The following is a 16,532-nucleotide window of genomic DNA, read 5'->3' on the forward strand; positions in this document are numbered from 1 at the left end:
GATCTTATCCAAAAGTAACAAATTATCAGTGGATTATTGGTGGTAATTTCTTTTGGATAGCATTAACCTTAAACCCATTGTAGCATGAAAAATCAACAATCTATTTTTTCCAGGAGGAAGTTTCTGGGCGCAGGCATGCTTGGTGCTGCCGGACTTTCTTTTCTTCCCGGCTTGACGATAGCAGGCCAGGACAATCCCCTCAGAAAGGAAGACATTCATCAGATCCGGTTAGGCTTTATAGGTGTCGGAAGACAGGCCATGGGCATTTTAAATGGTATGATGCGTATTCCTGGTGTGGAAGTATTGGCATGTGCAGATGTATATGAAATCAAAAGAGAGCGGTTCAAGTTTCGTGTGGACCGGATTGCCAATGAGCTTGGAAAGACGAATGGCAAAGTGGAGGCATATGCCAATTATAAGGACCTTTTGGCAAGAACGGATATTGATGCCGTGGTGATTGCCTCACCGGACCATTGGCATGCATTGATGGCCATTGATGCCTGTCATGCAGGCAAAGATGTGTACCTGGAAAAGCCTCTGACACTGACCATCAAAGAGGGACAGGAATTGGTCAAGGCTGTAAGAAGTACTGGAGCGGTATTGGCTGTAGGCACTCAACAGCGATCTGACCTGAATTTTCAACATGCCGCCAGAATGGCCCTCAGAGGGAAAATTGGAAAAGTGCAGAAAGTTTTGGTGCATGTTGGTCAGCCCGAACATCCTAAAGCTTATGACCTGGAAGAACAGTCCATACCATCAGGCTTGGATTGGCAAGCTTGGTTGGGTCCTTTGCCAGCTATGCACTTCAACGAAGAGCTTAATCCGCCCATTTCTTTGGATCCGGAAGAAAACGAGAAATTATGGGGAGCTTGGCGTTGGTTTAAGGAAACAGGCGGAGGATATATGACTGACTGGGGGGCACATATGTTTGATATTGCCCAATGGGGCTTGGGAATGGACAGAAGTGGCCCTGTTAAAGTAATACCTGGTACAGATAGCAATCCTTTGACCTATCATTATGCCAATGGGGTTGAAATGATCGTTGGTCCTTTTGATGAAGGCAGACAAGGTGTTAAATTTATAGGAGACAAGGGATGGATAAAGGTTTCCAGGGGACAGTTTGACGCCTCCGATGAAAGTCTTAAGCCGACCATGGAAAGACCCAATTTGGGCTATCCTGCGCATCATTGGGATTTTATAGATTCTGTGTTGAAAAGAAAAGATCCCATAGTACCTGTAGAAGTTGGTCACAGCACCTGTGTGATTTGTACCATAGGAAATATTGCCCATGAACTGGGCAGGCCTTTGGATTGGGACCCTGTCAATGAGACTTTCCCCAATGACTGGGAGGCCAAGTCCCGGTTGCATTATAACTACGAAAACGGATACACACTAAAAATCCATTAAGCATGAAAAACAGAAGAGATTTCCTCAAGCTATCCAGCGCATTAGCTGCAGGAGCGCTATTTCAACCTCAGGAGTTGCTGGCTTTAAACAAAGCCAAAAAGCCAATTGGCCTTCAGCTGTATTCATTGAGAGAAGATATGCGGGAAGATCCACAAAATACACTGCGGATGGTGGCATCAATAGGCTACAAAAGTCTGGAAACAGCCAGTTATGCAGATGGAAAAGTCTACGGCATGGAGCCGGTGTTTTTCAGGAAGTACATTGAGGACCTGGGGATGCGGTTGCGTTCCGCCCATGTAGGTGGCCCCAGAAATTACGAACCTTCACAAAAACAAGAGGCCTTAGATTGGTGGAAAAAAGCCATTGCAGATCATAAGGCCATGGGCGCCAAGTATATCATTAAACCTTCCATGCCGATTCCTACCAGCCTATCCGAGCTCAACTATTGGATAGATTATTACAATAGCATTGGTGAAATTGCCAAAAAATCGGGAATGATGTTTGGCTTTCATAATCATGCCAGGGAATTTGAGGCCATTGAGGGACATATCATGATGGATCACATGATAGAAATGACAGACCCTAAACTGGTATGCTTTGAATTGGATGTATATTGGAGCCAAAAGGGAGGTCAGGACCCAGTGGAATATCTGGAAAGGTATGCAGGCAGGTTTCCTTTATTGCACATCAAAGATGAAGAAGAAATCGGTGCCAGTGGGACTTTAGATTTTGAAGGCATTTTCAAAGCGGCGTATAAACAGGGAATGAAAGATTATTTCGTAGAGGTAGAGCGATACAATTTCGAACCTTTAGAAAGTGTGCAACAGAGCTTTGAATTTCTTAATAATGCTTCTTATGTGAAGTAAACTTCCTGTCACATGCTTTTAGTGCGGGACAGATGTATCTTGATTTCTTGCTATTATCCCAGCACCCGATGTGGAAAACTTCGGGCAATAACACATAAAAACTTCAAAAGCCATGAAAATTCCCCACTTATCCACATTAATTTTTGCAGGACTTTGGATGTTGATATCCTGTAGTCCTCAGGAAAAAAGTCAAGAAAAAGCTGAAGCCGGTATCTTTGAGCCCAATCCACAGGAAATGTCAGAACAGCCAGTAGGTAAATTGGCCATTGGAGACAAGGCCCCTTACTTCAATTTACCGAATGTGGACGGACAATTTGTTTCTATAGATCATTTTAAGGAAGCGGAAGTTTTGGTGATCAATTTCACCTGTAACCATTGTCCTACTGCCCAAGCCTATGAAGAGCGGTTTATCAATTTGGTAGATGAATACAAGGGTAAAGGTGTCGCATTTGTGGCCATTTCTCCTAATAGCCCCATTGGCATTTTGCCGGAGGAGTTGGGTTATACTGACTTGAATGATGACTATCACAGTATGCAGATCCGCTATGAAGATCTGAATTATAATTTCCCCTACCTCTATGATGGGGATACCCATGAATATTCTTTGGCCTATGGGCCCGTGGCCACTCCACATGTGTTTGTCTTTGACAAGGACAGGAAAATGACATATTCCGGAAGATTGGATGCTTCCGAAAAACCGGGGACAGCCAATGCGGAAGACCTCAGACATGCGATTGATATGACCTTGGCAGGTGAGGCCTTGGATCCGGACAAAGCCATTACACCTGCCTTCGGTTGCTCGACCAAATGGGCCTGGAAAAATGAATTCACTATCAAAACCAATGAGGAATGGAAGAGAAAACCTGTAACTGTAGAAAAGTTATCCACATCAGGTTTGAAAGAATTGCTAAGCAATGACACGGATGAGTTGCTTTTGGTAAATTTCTGGGCGACTTGGTGCGGACCATGTATTGTGGAATACCCGGAATTTATAGAAATACAAAGAATGTATGGGGCAAGGGATTTCCGTTTTGTATCCATCAGCATGGATAATCCGGAGCAAGAGGATAAGGTATTGAAATTTCTACAATCCAAGTATTCTGCTGTAACCAACTACCTGATGGATACGGATGATAAATATGCGGTGATTGGTGTGGTAAAAAACGAATGGGATGGAAGTTTGCCACTGACTTTATTGATCGAACCGGGAGGAAATGTGGTGTATAGGATACCGGGTACCATCAAGCCATTGGACTTGCGCAGGGCCATTGTGGACCATCCGATGATCGGGAGATATTATTGATAAGATGCGAGAAGCGAGAGACGAGCCCTTCGACAGGCTCAGGGACCGAGATTAGATTTTAGAAATAAGAGGCAAGATGCAAGAAACAAGAAGCAAGAGATAAGACTAAAGAGTCTTTTGTTCCTTTTGTGGTTCAATAGATTGGCCACTTAGTCACTAAGTTTTGAATAGGGAATAATATTAACCACAATAGAATCATAGATTCACATAGTTAGTGGTTCTTGTCAAAAATAAGGAAATCAAAAAATATGTTTTCTATATCGCTATGTGGCGAAAAACATATGCTTAAGTTCGCTAAGAGGGAGTTCTTCCATCACTTGTCTTACTGATGTTCCTTCTTCTTCATGCCAATTCACGAGTCTTACAAATCCATCCGCAATTTCAATTCCGGTAATGCTGTGGTCACTGTAGCAACAGCAACCTGCATTAAAGTAGGTGGGTTTGTATAGACTGCTTTTGATTACTTCTTTTTCACACTGACTGGGGTGCCGGGCTATTTTCTCGGAAATTTGATTGGCCAAAGGTTGATTGCCACTTGCAAGGGCTTCTTCCAATTGTTGCTTCAGCGTAATGATGTGACTGTAAGAATGAAAAATGGGTTGATGCGTATGCCCCGTCACCAGTATCAGGTTTTTTTGTTCCTGACTCCATTCGTACATGAGGCGGTTGTGCAAGGTCTTTTCTCCCTGTACACTGGCCGGTGTATTGATGTTGATATCCAAAAATGACTGCAGGGGAGCCCAGATGTAGGTGACAAACCAAATAGAGAAAGCATTCCCGTCCGAACGCTTGTCCCCTTGATGACCATGGGTACAAAAAACATCAATATGTTTTCCATCCTCATAGTTGACCCGAATCACAATGCCCCCATAAATATTTATGGCTTTGCCATAGATTTCCCTGAGAAACATGTTGGAAAAGGGATCAATCTTCCAAAACATGTCATGGTTGCCATAAATCTTGTAATATGCATTCCGCTTAACAAATTTCTTTTCCGCCTCAAAAGTGGCTTCATTGTGTTTGATGATGGAGAAGATATTGAATTTCCAGAATTCTTCCGCATCACCGAGATTGATGTAATTCGCGCGTTTTTTGTCATAGTATTCTAAAGCAGCCAAGTAGTTTTTTTCGGAAAAACGGAACTCATCACTCCGGCCTCGGTTGCCTTTATGGTGGTCTGAAAAAATTATGGTGCTGCCGTTTTTTAAATCCAAATTGTAAAGCGCCCCTTGCTTGGATTTGGGGTTATCCACAATGTCTTGATACAAATCGCTTAACCTTTGAAAGATGTAGGCTTTGTCTGGAGCGGAGGAAACCCTTTTGGACAACCATAAGATTGGCCTTCTCAAAAGAAAAATGATGGGCGCTTTGAGGATCTCTAAAAATTTCTGGAACATAGCAACATGGTTTTCAAAAGCTTGGTGGGAATATAGCCAATTTTTCTTTAATAGGAGAGTTGAACGTTATGCTCTGTTTTTTAAAATTTTGCATTTACAGAAAGGCAATGACATCTAGCGAACCGTCATACTGAGAATTCAACATTTAGGAAAATGTTCAGAAAAAGAAATGACAGTCATTGAAGCTTCATCTCTCTCTACTACAGAGGGGCATTTGTGGCAGATTTTTTTACCACATAGGAGAAGATAGCACACATAGCTTCCCTGAATCAACCGGTTGATTTTAAAAACAAAGGTTTGCTGCAGCCCTGCTATGTTTTCTATGTCGCTATGTGGCGGATTTTTTCAACCCCAACATAGTACATATAGTTTTCCAAGAGCCAACTGTCTGGTTATAAAGAGGCTTGGTGTTGCCAAGTTATCCTCAATACATGGGACAAATTGTTTTATAGGTCACTTTCCCAATTAGGAGAAGAATCTCATTTCCTTTAGGAGACTCTTCTCCCAAGCCATCGGGATCAGGATGACGCTTACTCCTATCTGTCAATGGTAGACGGATCCTGCGGAGTCCCCGTAGTATTACGGGGAATTTCCCATAAAATAGGAGACCCCCCGGGATTATGGGCATCTCCTAAACTATGAAAGATCCCCCGCAATGCTGCGGGAAAAGCAGTTCCTTGCTACCAATGACAAATAGCTATTTCTCGCGGCGATCGCGGCGACTTCGCTGCGCGAAACCTTTTGTTATTTTATGATTTGTAAATGAAGAATTTAAAATCTCAGAATGAAGTTTTACTAGCTGTCATTTCCCTCGATATTAAAATCTATCGTTTCCTTGCTTCTGCATTCAAATTTTCATAAATTGAATTGTTTACAATTTAAAGTGATGGCAATAGAAGAAAAAGAACCCGGATTTCCCTTTTACGTGGTATCTAGATTGATTTCACAAGCCTATCGGGAACCTTTACAAACCCTTGGATTGACTTATCCACAGTACTTGGTGATGCTTTGTTTATGGGAAAAAGATGGTTTGATGGTCTCCCAAATTGGGGAAAAGCTCTGCTTAGATTCCGGTACCCTGACCCCTTTGCTTAAAAGATTGGAGACCATGAATCTTGTGAAAAGGGAAAGAAGTGAAGCCGATGAACGCCGGGTGACCATAGAACTGACATATCCCGGGAGGGCACTTCAGAATAAAGCCAATGCGCTAGCTTCACCTTTGGATGCTGTTTTTGAAGATTGGGAAGAAAAAGAAAGAGTTGTATTTCAGGAGCTCATGGCAAGGATTCAAGATAAACTTCAATCCCAGCCTTAATTTCCAATTTAAAGAGGAGACATAGGGGAATCAGTTTTCACCTTTTTTCAATTTCGGCTATTTATTTTACCCTAAATTTCAAAATTATAAGTGTTTTTTTCAGTTAGGGGGTTTAAGGCTATTTCTTTTTCTGTGCCAATGCAAATTAATGGCTGATAAAGGTTATTTTTACAGGCGCATTTATGTAGTATCGAAAAATTTGTGAGCAATTGAAAAGAAAAATAAAAGTAGGTCTGGTGCAAAATGCTTGCTCCGGCGACCTTTCTTCCAACTTTAATAAAGCCGAACAAGGCATCCGTGAAGCAGCACAAAAAGGGGCGCAGATCATCTGCTTGCAGGAACTCTTCGGTTCCCTTTATTTCTGTGATGTGGAAGACCATGACAATTTTGGTTTGGCTGAGAAAATTCCCGGACCTTCCACCGATAAATTCAGCGCTTTGGCTAAAGAATTGGGCGTAGTAATCATCGCTTCCTTATTTGAAAAAAGAGCAGAGGGGCTTTACCACAATACCACCGCAGTTTTGGATGCCGATGGGACTTATCTGGGCAAATACCGTAAAATGCACATTCCCGATGACCCGGGTTTTTATGAGAAGTTCTATTTCACCCCCGGTGACCTGGGGTACAAAGTCTTTAAAACCAAGTTTGCAACGATCGGAGTATTGATCTGCTGGGATCAATGGTATCCTGAGGCGGCGCGTATTACCTCCTTGATGGGGGCAGAGTTGCTGTTTTATCCTACGGCCATCGGATGGCATAAGGATCAGGATGAAACTACCAACAAAGAGCAATATCACGCTTGGCAGACCATTCAAAAGTCCCATGCAGTCGCCAATGGGGTTCCTGTGGTATCTGTCAACCGAGTGGGCATAGAAGGAGATATGAAGTTCTGGGGAGGTTCTTTTGTGACCAATGCCTTTGGTTGGGTGACCTATCAGGCAGACCACGAAAAAGAACTGGTGCATGTGGAGGAAATTGACATGGATCTTTCCGACAGGTACAGGACCCATTGGCCATTTTTAAGGGATCGCCGCATCGAAACTTATTCCCCTATCCTGAAGAGATTTATCGATGAAGATTGAAAATGGGAAAACTCCCTTAGAACTGGGCTATACTTTTCCAGCTGAGTTCTATCCTCATGCCGCCACTTGGTTGAGCTGGCCACACAAGGAAGCCTCTTGGCCGGGGAAGATTGCTACCATTTTTCCTGCCTATGCGCAATTTGTGAAGTTGTTGGCGGAAGGAGAGGAGGTGCATATCAATGTGGCCGACCAAAAGATGGAGGAATTTGCACTATCCCATTTGCTAAATGCGGAAGCAGATTTATCTAAAGTGATTTTCCACCATTTCCCCACCAATGATGCCTGGTGCAGGGACCATGGTCCGGCGTTTTTGATCAATGAAAAAGCAGCACAGCGCAAAGCTCTGGTCAAGTGGAAGTACAATGCTTGGGGGAATAAATACCCGCCCTATGACTTGGACAATGAGATTCCTTTCCATATCGCCAAGTACAGGGACACTCCCTGCTTTACCCCTGGGATTGTCATGGAGGGTGGTTCTATTGAAGTCAATGGGAAGGGTACTTTGATGACCACTGAGGCCTGTTTGCTCAATCCTAACCGTAACCCTCATCTTTCCAAATCCCAAATCGAAAAGTACCTGCGGGATTATTATGGCGTGGAAAACATCCTTTGGTTGAAAGATGGCATTGTGGGAGATGATACCGATGGACATATCGATGACCTTACCCGATTTGTGAATGAAGATACGGTCGTCACAGTGGTGGAACATGACAAGCAGGATGAGAATTACCAAGCCTTAAAGGAAAATACGGAATTACTTTCCCAGTTGAAGCTGGAGAACGGTAAATCCATCAATATCATTGAATTGCCTATGCCGGCTCCGGTGATCTTTGAGGACATGCGTTTGCCGGCCTCTTATGCCAATTTCTACATCGCCAACAAGCATGTGATTGTGCCCACTTTCCGGGATCTAAATGATGAAAAGGCTTTGGAGCTATTACAAGGCTGCTTTCCTGACCGAAAGGTAGTGGGTGTGGATTCCTGGGATTTGATCTGGGGCTTGGGAAGCTTTCATTGCCTCAGCCAACAAGAACCTTTTTAATGAAAGAAGCAAGAATCAAGAGACAAGAATCAAGAATCAAGAAACAGGAGAAAAATGAAGTACCAAGTACAATGTACCATGTACCAAGTAATTTCATATGTTGTAATTCACAAATTGTAATTTACAAAATGTAAAATCAGCTATGTTTTTAGAGTTGAAATAAGTGCTTGATTTCCTGTAGGGTTCCGTACTATTTCTGATAGGAATGTAAGCTTGGCATCTGGAACATTGAAACAAAAGGGATGGAATTGAGAGCGAGGTATCACCGCGCTCTCAATTCCATATTCCACCATAAAACTCTTTACCGGCGATGGCTAAACCTGGTAAAAAAGCTAGCCGACCAAGCCGAGGTCTTAAAGGGAATTACAACTACTGGCAAAGTAGTGTATAACTTTTTTCCATTTTAAGAAAAATTAATCCGGCCAGTTCATACCCTCGATATAGGGCGCACCTGCATTTTTCATTTCTGATCCTATGGACTGCAGCGACTGATTGAGCTTATTAAGCTGCTCAGTTGCTTTCTGAATTTGGTTGTTGGCAATCTGCAGGGTTTGTTTGGAAGTTTCTGTTGGTCCATAGAGAGAAGTAGAAATACCGCGATTAACTGCAAATAGTCGCTCACCTATAGTTGGTGGAGTTTTTTCACCCACTTGTAGCTTCGCCGGATTGCCATATACCTCCATGTGCAGCTGGTAGAGTTTGTTTCGCAAGTCATGGAGTTTGGCATCGATAGTGCCAGGTTTAGCGGTAGATTGCAGCAAGGCCTTATGCATCGCGTCCACTGTTTTTATACTTCGGTCTATGTTGATGTCAAGTGCGGAGGCGTCTCTTGCTGCTGCTTCATACGAACGCCAAAAAGCAGCCACTTCATTTTCTGGAGCCCCTTCCAGCGCACCTTTGTACATCCGCTCAACTTCAAAGGTAATCGGTTCATCCAAAGCCGTGGTGACACCATCTACCCTTTTGTAAAGTGTAGCCGTGTAAGTTCCAGGAGCGACCATAAGACCTTCTTCATACGATTGCCCGCCATGAATGCTTAATGCCGTAGGTGCCGGATACCGCAAGTCCCATGAGATGCGATGAAAGCCCTTTTTCGTTGGGCCTTCTACACGCCTGATTACATTGCCAGAGGCATCCTGTACCAGTATGAAAATGCTGGATTTTTCCTGAATCTCTTCGGCTGCTCTTTCTTCCCAGCTTGGCATCAGCACGTCGCGTTCGGCGGCTGTCAGAGGTTTTTCTACGGCTTGTCTCATTTCCGCTTTGGTTTTCAAACCATCTTTCAGGTGGTAGGTAAATACTGCCCCAAAGTCCGGATTTGGGGCAACATAATAGGAAGCACCTTGCGTACCTTTTGGCTTGCTGAAATCCAAATGGGAGCGGGGGATATACCACCAGGCTTTACGGGTAGAGTAAAGTGAGCCTTCTTTTTGAAGGGATGCAGTACTGACTTCCCTGAGGACACTGTAATCATCAAATATGTAGAACCCACGTCCAAATGATGCGCCCACCAGGTCATTCTCCCGCTTTTGGATCGCTAAATCGCGGAAAGAGATGGTGGGAACTCCTCCTTCCAGTTTGGTCCACTGTCCACCACCATTGATGGTAAAATACAAGCCAAACTCCGTAGCGATGAAAAGCAGTTCTGGTTTTACATGATCCTGCACCAGTCGCCAAACCATCAGCTTGTCCGGTAGGTTTCCTTTGATCATTCGCCATGTGCGTCCACGGTCTGTACTTTTTACCACAAATGGACGGTAATCGCCATATTTATGATTGTCCAAAGTCACATATACTGTATTGGGATCATGTAAGTCTGCTTTGATGTCATTGATAAAGGCCCTTTCAGGAACCCCCATACTGCTCACTTCTACCGCGCGCCAGTTCTTGCCATCATCCTCAGTGACCTGTAACAGGCCATCATCTGTGCCTGCATAGATAAGCCCTTCGACCAAAGGTGACTCGGATAAGCTTGTAATGGTTCCGTAGTTGGACATGGCATAAACATCCCAAGGGGAGTCCCAACTTTGCAAGGCACCCATAATCGGCAAACTCAAACGGTCTTCTCCCCGGCTAAGATCACCACTGATTGCTTCCCAGCTATCCCCCCGGTTATTGGATTTCCAAACCCGGTAGGATGCAAAATACAATCGGCTGGGGGAATGTGGACTCACAAGAATGGGAGCATCCCAATTGTACCGCTCATGTGGTTCTCCTTCACCCGCCTGAGGCTGTATATCTATTACTTCTCCGGTAGACATGTCCAGTCTGCTGAGCGTACCCTGTTGGCGTTCGGCATAGACGATATCCGGATTTCCCGGTTCGGTGGCAGTAGCGTGACCGTCCCAGTTGAGCACAAGTTTCCAGTCGTAGTTTTGAATTCCCTGCACATTGTCCGTGCGGGAAGGGCCTCCGTGTGTTCCATTATCTTGCGTGCCGCCGTAGATGTTGTAAAATGGCTCGGCATCATCAACAGAAACTTTATAGTACTGCGTAACGGGTAAATTGGGCATAAAGCGCCAATTTTTTGTGAGATCAAAACTTTCATAAAGACCGCCATCTGTTGCCAACATCACATAGTTGGGATCACTTTTTTTGAATGCCATGCCATGGAAATCACCGTGGATATGTTCCCGGTTGACGATGTGCCAATTTTTTCCTCCATCGGAAGAGTATTTCATGCTGGCATCCATCATATAGATCAGATCAAATTGATGAGGAGAGGCAAACAGCTCCATGTAATAGTGTGGACCTGTGGCACTCGCCACCACATCCGATGTTTGTACCCAATTCATGCCCCTGTCAGCAGATCGCCAGGTGCCACCTGTGCGTCGATCGAGTTCTATGGCAGCGTAGACCACATCCGGTTGCTGCGGTGAGATAGCCAACCCTATTTTTCCCATTTTACCGGAAGGAAGACCATTAGACAATTGCATCCATGTTTCTCCGCCATCTTCACTTCTGAAAATGCCGTTTTTGACTCCTCCGCCCATCATGGCCGCAACGGTTCGTTGGCGTTGCCAGGTAGTAGCGTAGATTCTGTCCGGATTTCGTGGGTCAATAGCGATATCACCTACACCTGTGAACTGATCGTCACCCAGGGTCTTTTTCCAACTTTTGCCAGCATCGGTGCTTTTGTAAAATCCCCTTTCACCACCAGGACTCCACAAGGGCCCTTGAGCAGCCACAAATACCACGTCGCTATTGTCAGGGTGGACAATGATTTTCCCAATGTGTTCAGAATTAGGCAAACCACGTTTTTCCCATGTGGTGCCACCATCTTCAGAGCGATAAATACCGTCACCAAATCCAAAGTGACGTCCACCACCTTCTTCACCGGTACCCACCCAAATGATCATCGGATCAGATGGATCAATGGTTACACAGCCAATAGAATAGGAACCCTGTTCATCAAAAATGGGCGTAAAAGTAACTCCTGCATTGGTGGTTTTCCAAACTCCACCAGAGCCAACGGCTACATACCAGGTGCTTTCGTTGGTCGGGTCGATAGCCACATCCGCTATCCTCCCTGACATGAATGCCGGCCCGATGCTTCGGAGCTTCAGCCCGCTAAAAGTGGTTTCTGAAAACAGTTCATTCACAGATGTGGGTCCAGAACTATCTCTTCTCTGAGCGAACAATACAGTGCTTAACCCACAAAACAGTAAGGTCATGAGCCAAAGAAAATGTATATAGGAGTTTCTCATAAATTGTTGATTTTGGTAAGACTTAGACTATGCTCCTTTTAATTTATGTCAATTGGGTCAAAAAATCTCCTACTTTGTGGTAAACGGTTTGGGAGCATGTTTGAAGTTGGACCCATAATATGCATATTTCGGGTTAAACCTGCCGGTCCATCCACCTTTGGAAAAGGACGTCATAGACTCCGTAAAATGCCATACCATTTTTCTTGTATTCCTTATAAATCAGTTCCTTTGATTGCAATGCTTCTAAAGATCTTAGGACAGTGGAAGGGCTTCCCAAATTATGACTTGAAACAAAGGCTTTGGATGTGGGCTCGATGACTTCTTTTTCTAGAGCAATTGCTTTTAGAAGCTTCCATTGCTGAATAGTCAATAGACTCCTGTAATGGAAAAAGAATGGTTCCTGTTCTTGGAGAATTCTATTGGCTTCTTGATGCCAAAGTTGTTCTTCTATAAATTTCTTACCAGTTTGAAACACCCTATTGCAAAGTAGCTGAACGTAATAAGTATGGCACATGGTCCAGTCCAGCATTTGATAAATGATCGAAGGAGAAATACTTCTGCCCTCATCAGCAAACTTTTCTTCAATAAATTTTGCATATGCTTGCTGATCGATTTTTTCAATTTTCAATGGACTGGCACTTTTGAAGAAAGGTCTCCCAGGTTCTGTAAACATACTACTGAGTATATGTTGCTGACTGCCAGCAAAAATGAAACGCACGTTGGGTAGTGACTGTATCAATCCCCTAAGCCAGGCATCCGTGTTTTTTCCTGGATAGTTGCCTATCTGCTGAAACTCATCGATGGCAACTACTATTGGGATATCCTGTTGAACCAAAAACTGAAAGATGTCCTTTACTTGTTTTGGGGTGTCTTTTACATCCAATCCGACTTGTGGGATACCAGAAAGTGCATCAAAACTAATCGTTGGCCTTAAGGATTTGATGAAGTTCCAAACATTTTTTCCAAACGGACTTTTTTCAGGTATGGACTGTAAAAGACCTGAAGCAAGCGAATTCAAAAATTCCTTTTCATTTTCTGTATGCAAGATATCAAGGTAAATTCCTGTCCAACCTTTGGGTAATTTACCCATAACATGACGTATCAAGGCTGTTTTCCCTAGTCTTCTGATACCAAGCAAAAGACAAGATTCACCACCGGTCAACATGGATAGGATGTTTTGGGTTTCAATCTCCCTGTCACAGAAGTACTTGGGGCCATAATAGCCTGTAGTGGGAAAAGGACTTGTTGGATGCATTATTTGAAGATTTGATTTTACAAAATGTAATTTACAAATTGTAAATTACATTTTGTAAAATCAGGCATAAATTTTTTCAGCGATGCAAAAGGCGTGCAGGATTGTCTGGGTGATGCTGTGGTATTTCAAACAGGTCTAAATACTTGGATCACAATACAGCAGGTCTTAGGATAAATCCTTTGTTGCTGAGGTCCTTGGCGAGTTCTCTGGAAAAGCGGCTGAAGAGGTTATTGAAGCTGTTTATGGCAGAACCATCCACCGACATTTTGGCCATGTACTGCTTTTCGAAGAGGTCTTTGTCCATCAAGAATACGTGAAACTCTGAGCGGGGATTGGAGTAGCTGTCCCCGTTGATGACCACATCTTCCCGCCAAAGTGCCCGCGTATGTACCAAGAGTATGCCATCATATTCCAGGTCATTGATATTCAGGATAAATTCATCCATTGAGACCAGTTTATGGATATCAAATTTCTGGTCTGCAGGGATAATTTTTACGGTATTCAAGTGAATTTGCAATTGGTTATGGATTCTTTTTCTCAGGCCGAAGCCATCCATACTGTTGAACTGACCCAAAAGCACTGCATTGTAATTGTCCTCATTCCATTCATAAAAGACATTGTCCGAATCTGTTACCAATAGCAGGAGTTGATTGAAGCGCTCCGGCTGCTGCACCATTTGATGCGAGTTGATTCTGGCGGAAATACAGGATTGCGCCAACCAACCAAATAGGATAATGATCAACAGTCTTTTCATAAGATTATATACTGAGTTTTTAGGTTTTGGGTTGGTTTTTGTTTTAAAAAAGGGGCAAAATGCTTGTGAAAAAATTTATAAAGGATTGGTTTTGAGTGGGATGGGAGTTGGATATTTTCCTCATCTAATTTGATTGATTTTTGATTATGTATGGAAATTGAAAATTCACTCTTGCTTCATCCTTTCGATGAGATCTTCCAGCAATTTGTTCTTTTCCTGATGAACCTTTAATAATTCTTCTAGGTGCGCTATCTTTTCTATGTAGGCGTTTTCTTTATCAATAGATAAAGATTGTGCTTCACTGATTGACATATTTCCCTCACCGGTTAAAAGCCAAACAGGATTGACATCTGGAAATTTTTGGACAAACACGGCAATCCACTCTGATAGGACATCTTTTTCTTTGCTGATTGCTTTGGAAAGTGTTCCATTGCTGGCACCAATCTCTACCTCAATCTTTCGAATGCTTATTCCTTTTGTTTCAGCGTATAAACCTATCCGGTTAACAATAGCCCCCATTTAGAAAATTATCTAAATAAAATTTGTTTATGTAGAAAAATATCTACACATTTGTATATAATTCGATATGATCAAAAATAAGTAAAAAAGAGACATACTTGATTGTATGAAGGGCTTTCTTTTACCCATGTTTAACCTAAGTGCTTATCAGGCTAAATGATATTTCTTACTATAGATAAAGAAACGTTAGTTTTTAAGGGCTTTGATAGATATTCCAAATTCATTTTAATCGGAAATTCTGAAAGCGGCTATATAAATATAAAAACAAAAGAATATTCTTGTTTTGAAGAGGTTATTCAATCCCTGCCCAGAATAATTAATGATTTAGCATTTTTTGGAAACTGGGATCTTTGTTTGTACCAAATTCCAAAAACGTATAAGCTCATTGAAAAACCTAGAAACTACTTAAAACCGGATAGAGGTAAAATGATTTTTAAAATTGATAGCAATATCGCAACCTCTTTAATGGATATTTTTGTTAACTTTTCAATGATTCATTTTGCCTTTTATGAAAAAAAGGTCAATTCAAAAAAGGATCAACATTCCATTGAATATAATATTCATCTTTCAGAGAGGTATGTTAATATTCTTTTAGAGGAGAATTCGAAAAATTTCAAAATCAGCCTAAATAAGTATCATGGAAATACAGACAAATTATTTGACAGTCAGCGGTACTGAGCCAGCAATACCGGAAATAATTTACTTGGACAATAATGCCACCACCCCACTTGATCCAAGGGTATTAAAGGCCATGATGCCGTACTTGACTGAAAATTATGCTAACGCAGCATCTACACATAGGTTTGGTGTTTCAGCACACGAGGCAGTTAAACAAGCTAGGCAACAAGTGGCTGACCTAATCGGTGCAGATACACATGAAATCATTTTTACTTCAGGAGCTACGGAAGCGATAAATTTGGCTATCAAGGGAGTGGCAGAATCTCATTCCCAAAAAGGAAAGCATATCGTCACTGTATCAACTGAGCACTCCGCAATATTAGATACCTGTAGGTACTTAGAAACCAAAGGTTATGAAGTAACCTATCTTCCTGTTCAATCAGACGGCCTTTTAGATTTGGAGGTAGTAAAATCAGCAATCAGACCTGATACCATCTTGGTTTCTGTGATGCATGTGAATAATGAGACAGGAGTGATTCAGGATATCCAAGCCATTTCCAAATTAACCCATGCTCAGGGAGCCATTTTTATGACGGATGCAACACAATCTGTAGGCAAAATTCCAGTGAATGTAGATGACTTAGGGATTGACTTGATGACATTCTCCGGGCATAAGATTTATGGTCCAAAAGGAATTGGAGCATTGTATATCCGTCAAAGACAAAACCGAATCAAAATTCCTGCTCTAATCCATGGAGGAGGTCATGAAAGAGGATTGAGAAGTGGTACTTTAAATGTTCCTGGAATAGTGGGTTTGGGAAAGGCTTGTGAATTGGCTGGGAATGAGATGGTGGAAAATGCAAAGAGAATTCGGGAAATGCGTGACTTCTTAGAAAATGAACTCCTTAAAATAGAAGGTACTTGGATCAATGGCAACAGAGAAAAAAGGCTTTACAATGTAACCAATATTGGTTTTGAGGGTGTGGACAGTGAAGCCTTAATAATGGGACTAAGTAATCCTGAATCTGACTCCCCAATGATCGTAGTAAGTAATGGATCTGCTTGTACCGCTTCTCGTATTGATCCTTCGCATGTGTTAATTGCCATGGGATTAAATGAGGTTAGGGCTTTTAATTGTATAAGGCTTTCATTGTGTGCCTTTAAAGAAAGCTTCTGTTTAAGTGAAATAGTATCTAAGATTAGTAATGTAACAACTGAGTTGAAAAGATTCAATTATTCTTAAAAACATTACTTCCCTATGAAATAA

Annotated in this window: 13 protein-coding genes; 8 read left to right on the top strand and 5 right to left on the bottom strand. The window is 42.5% G+C overall.

Features of this window, described 5'->3' with window-relative positions:
* The first annotated feature begins 84 nt into the window (after positions 1–84).
* The 3 genes from B879_RS08790 to B879_RS08800 all read left to right on the top strand — a co-directional run bounded on the left by B879_RS08790 (position 85) and on the right by B879_RS08800 (position 3,576).
* Complete coding sequence (locus tag B879_RS08790) at positions 85–1,407, top strand: Gfo/Idh/MocA family protein (RefSeq protein WP_009184816.1); 1,323 nt, start codon at positions 85–87, stop codon at positions 1,405–1,407.
* A gap of 2 nt (positions 1,408–1,409) precedes the next feature.
* Positions 1,410–2,273, top strand: coding sequence for a TIM barrel protein (locus B879_RS08795; protein WP_009184817.1), 864 nt, complete (start codon positions 1,410–1,412; stop codon positions 2,271–2,273).
* 112 nt (positions 2,274–2,385) lie between these two features.
* Positions 2,386–3,576, top strand: a complete 1,191-nt coding sequence (locus tag B879_RS08800; protein WP_009184818.1) for a redoxin domain-containing protein — start codon at positions 2,386–2,388, stop codon at positions 3,574–3,576.
* Positions 3,577–3,839: 263 nt separating this feature from the next.
* Here B879_RS08800 and B879_RS08805 read toward each other — a convergent pair whose 3' ends face one another.
* Positions 3,840–4,973 (bottom strand): metallophosphoesterase, encoded by a 1,134-nt coding sequence (locus tag B879_RS08805; RefSeq protein WP_009184819.1) that lies wholly within the window; start codon positions 4,971–4,973, stop codon positions 3,840–3,842.
* An 886-nt stretch (positions 4,974–5,859) separates the two neighbouring features.
* Between B879_RS08805 and B879_RS08810 the strand changes: the two genes are divergently transcribed.
* The 3 genes from B879_RS08810 to B879_RS08820 all read left to right on the top strand — a co-directional run bounded on the left by B879_RS08810 (position 5,860) and on the right by B879_RS08820 (position 8,412).
* A complete protein-coding gene (locus B879_RS08810) occupies positions 5,860–6,288 on the top strand; it encodes a MarR family winged helix-turn-helix transcriptional regulator (protein WP_009184820.1) in 429 nt (142 codons plus the stop codon).
* Positions 6,289–6,497: 209 nt separating this feature from the next.
* Entirely contained in the window at positions 6,498–7,370 is an 873-nt protein-coding gene (locus B879_RS08815; RefSeq protein WP_040400393.1) for a carbon-nitrogen hydrolase, read from the top strand.
* Complete coding sequence (locus B879_RS08820) at positions 7,360–8,412, top strand: agmatine deiminase family protein (RefSeq protein WP_009184822.1); 1,053 nt, start codon at positions 7,360–7,362, stop codon at positions 8,410–8,412. The genes B879_RS08815 and B879_RS08820 overlap by 11 nt, the downstream gene beginning before the upstream one ends.
* A gap of 413 nt (positions 8,413–8,825) precedes the next feature.
* On the opposite strand, the gene B879_RS08825 is transcribed toward B879_RS08820, so the two are convergent.
* The 4 genes from B879_RS08825 to B879_RS08840 all read right to left on the bottom strand — a co-directional run bounded on the left by B879_RS08825 (position 8,826) and on the right by B879_RS08840 (position 14,647).
* The gene (locus tag B879_RS08825; protein WP_009184823.1) at positions 8,826–12,119 is read right to left on the bottom strand and encodes a VPS10 domain-containing protein; all 3,294 of its coding nucleotides are present in this window, start codon (positions 12,117–12,119) and stop codon (positions 8,826–8,828) included.
* A gap of 133 nt (positions 12,120–12,252) precedes the next feature.
* Positions 12,253–13,374, bottom strand: coding sequence for an AAA family ATPase (locus tag B879_RS08830; RefSeq protein WP_009184824.1), 1,122 nt, complete (start codon positions 13,372–13,374; stop codon positions 12,253–12,255).
* A gap of 148 nt (positions 13,375–13,522) precedes the next feature.
* Positions 13,523–14,128 (bottom strand): hypothetical protein, encoded by a 606-nt coding sequence (locus B879_RS08835; RefSeq protein ID WP_009184825.1) that lies wholly within the window; start codon positions 14,126–14,128, stop codon positions 13,523–13,525.
* A 165-nt stretch (positions 14,129–14,293) separates the two neighbouring features.
* A complete protein-coding gene (locus B879_RS08840) occupies positions 14,294–14,647 on the bottom strand; it encodes a hypothetical protein (RefSeq protein WP_009184826.1) in 354 nt (117 codons plus the stop codon).
* Between the two features lie 156 nt (positions 14,648–14,803).
* On the opposite strand from B879_RS08840, the gene B879_RS08845 reads away from it, so the two are divergent.
* Both B879_RS08845 and B879_RS08850 read left to right on the top strand, forming a co-directional pair.
* Positions 14,804–15,325, top strand: a complete 522-nt coding sequence (locus B879_RS08845) for a hypothetical protein (protein WP_009184827.1) — start codon at positions 14,804–14,806, stop codon at positions 15,323–15,325.
* Positions 15,285–16,508: a cysteine desulfurase family protein gene (locus B879_RS08850; protein WP_009184828.1), complete on the top strand. Its 1,224-nt coding sequence runs from the start codon at positions 15,285–15,287 to the stop codon at positions 16,506–16,508. The genes B879_RS08845 and B879_RS08850 overlap by 41 nt, the downstream gene beginning before the upstream one ends.
* Positions 16,509–16,532: the final 24 nt, after the last annotated feature.

It is taken from the genome of Cecembia lonarensis LW9 (genome assembly GCF_000298295.1).
Classification (GTDB): Bacteria; Bacteroidota; Bacteroidia; order Cytophagales; family Cyclobacteriaceae; genus Cecembia; species Cecembia lonarensis.

Coding starts and splice junctions, on each gene's coding strand:
- B879_RS08835 (WP_009184825.1), bottom strand. CDS start 14,128: ATGAAAAGACTGTTGATCATTATCCTATTTGGTTGGTTGGCGCAATCC.
- B879_RS08850 (WP_009184828.1), top strand. CDS start 15,285: ATGGAAATACAGACAAATTATTTGACAGTCAGCGGTACTGAGCCAGCA.
- B879_RS08820 (WP_009184822.1), top strand. CDS start 7,360: ATGAAGATTGAAAATGGGAAAACTCCCTTAGAACTGGGCTATACTTTT.
- B879_RS08840 (WP_009184826.1), bottom strand. CDS start 14,647: ATGGGGGCTATTGTTAACCGGATAGGTTTATACGCTGAAACAAAAGGA.
- B879_RS08800 (WP_009184818.1), top strand. CDS start 2,386: ATGAAAATTCCCCACTTATCCACATTAATTTTTGCAGGACTTTGGATG.
- B879_RS08810 (WP_009184820.1), top strand. CDS start 5,860: ATGGCAATAGAAGAAAAAGAACCCGGATTTCCCTTTTACGTGGTATCT.
- B879_RS08845 (WP_009184827.1), top strand. CDS start 14,804: ATGATATTTCTTACTATAGATAAAGAAACGTTAGTTTTTAAGGGCTTT.
- B879_RS08805 (WP_009184819.1), bottom strand. CDS start 4,973: ATGTTCCAGAAATTTTTAGAGATCCTCAAAGCGCCCATCATTTTTCTT.
- B879_RS08790 (WP_009184816.1), top strand. CDS start 85: ATGAAAAATCAACAATCTATTTTTTCCAGGAGGAAGTTTCTGGGCGCA.
- B879_RS08825 (WP_009184823.1), bottom strand. CDS start 12,119: ATGAGAAACTCCTATATACATTTTCTTTGGCTCATGACCTTACTGTTT.
- B879_RS08830 (WP_009184824.1), bottom strand. CDS start 13,374: ATGCATCCAACAAGTCCTTTTCCCACTACAGGCTATTATGGCCCCAAG.
- B879_RS08795 (WP_009184817.1), top strand. CDS start 1,410: ATGAAAAACAGAAGAGATTTCCTCAAGCTATCCAGCGCATTAGCTGCA.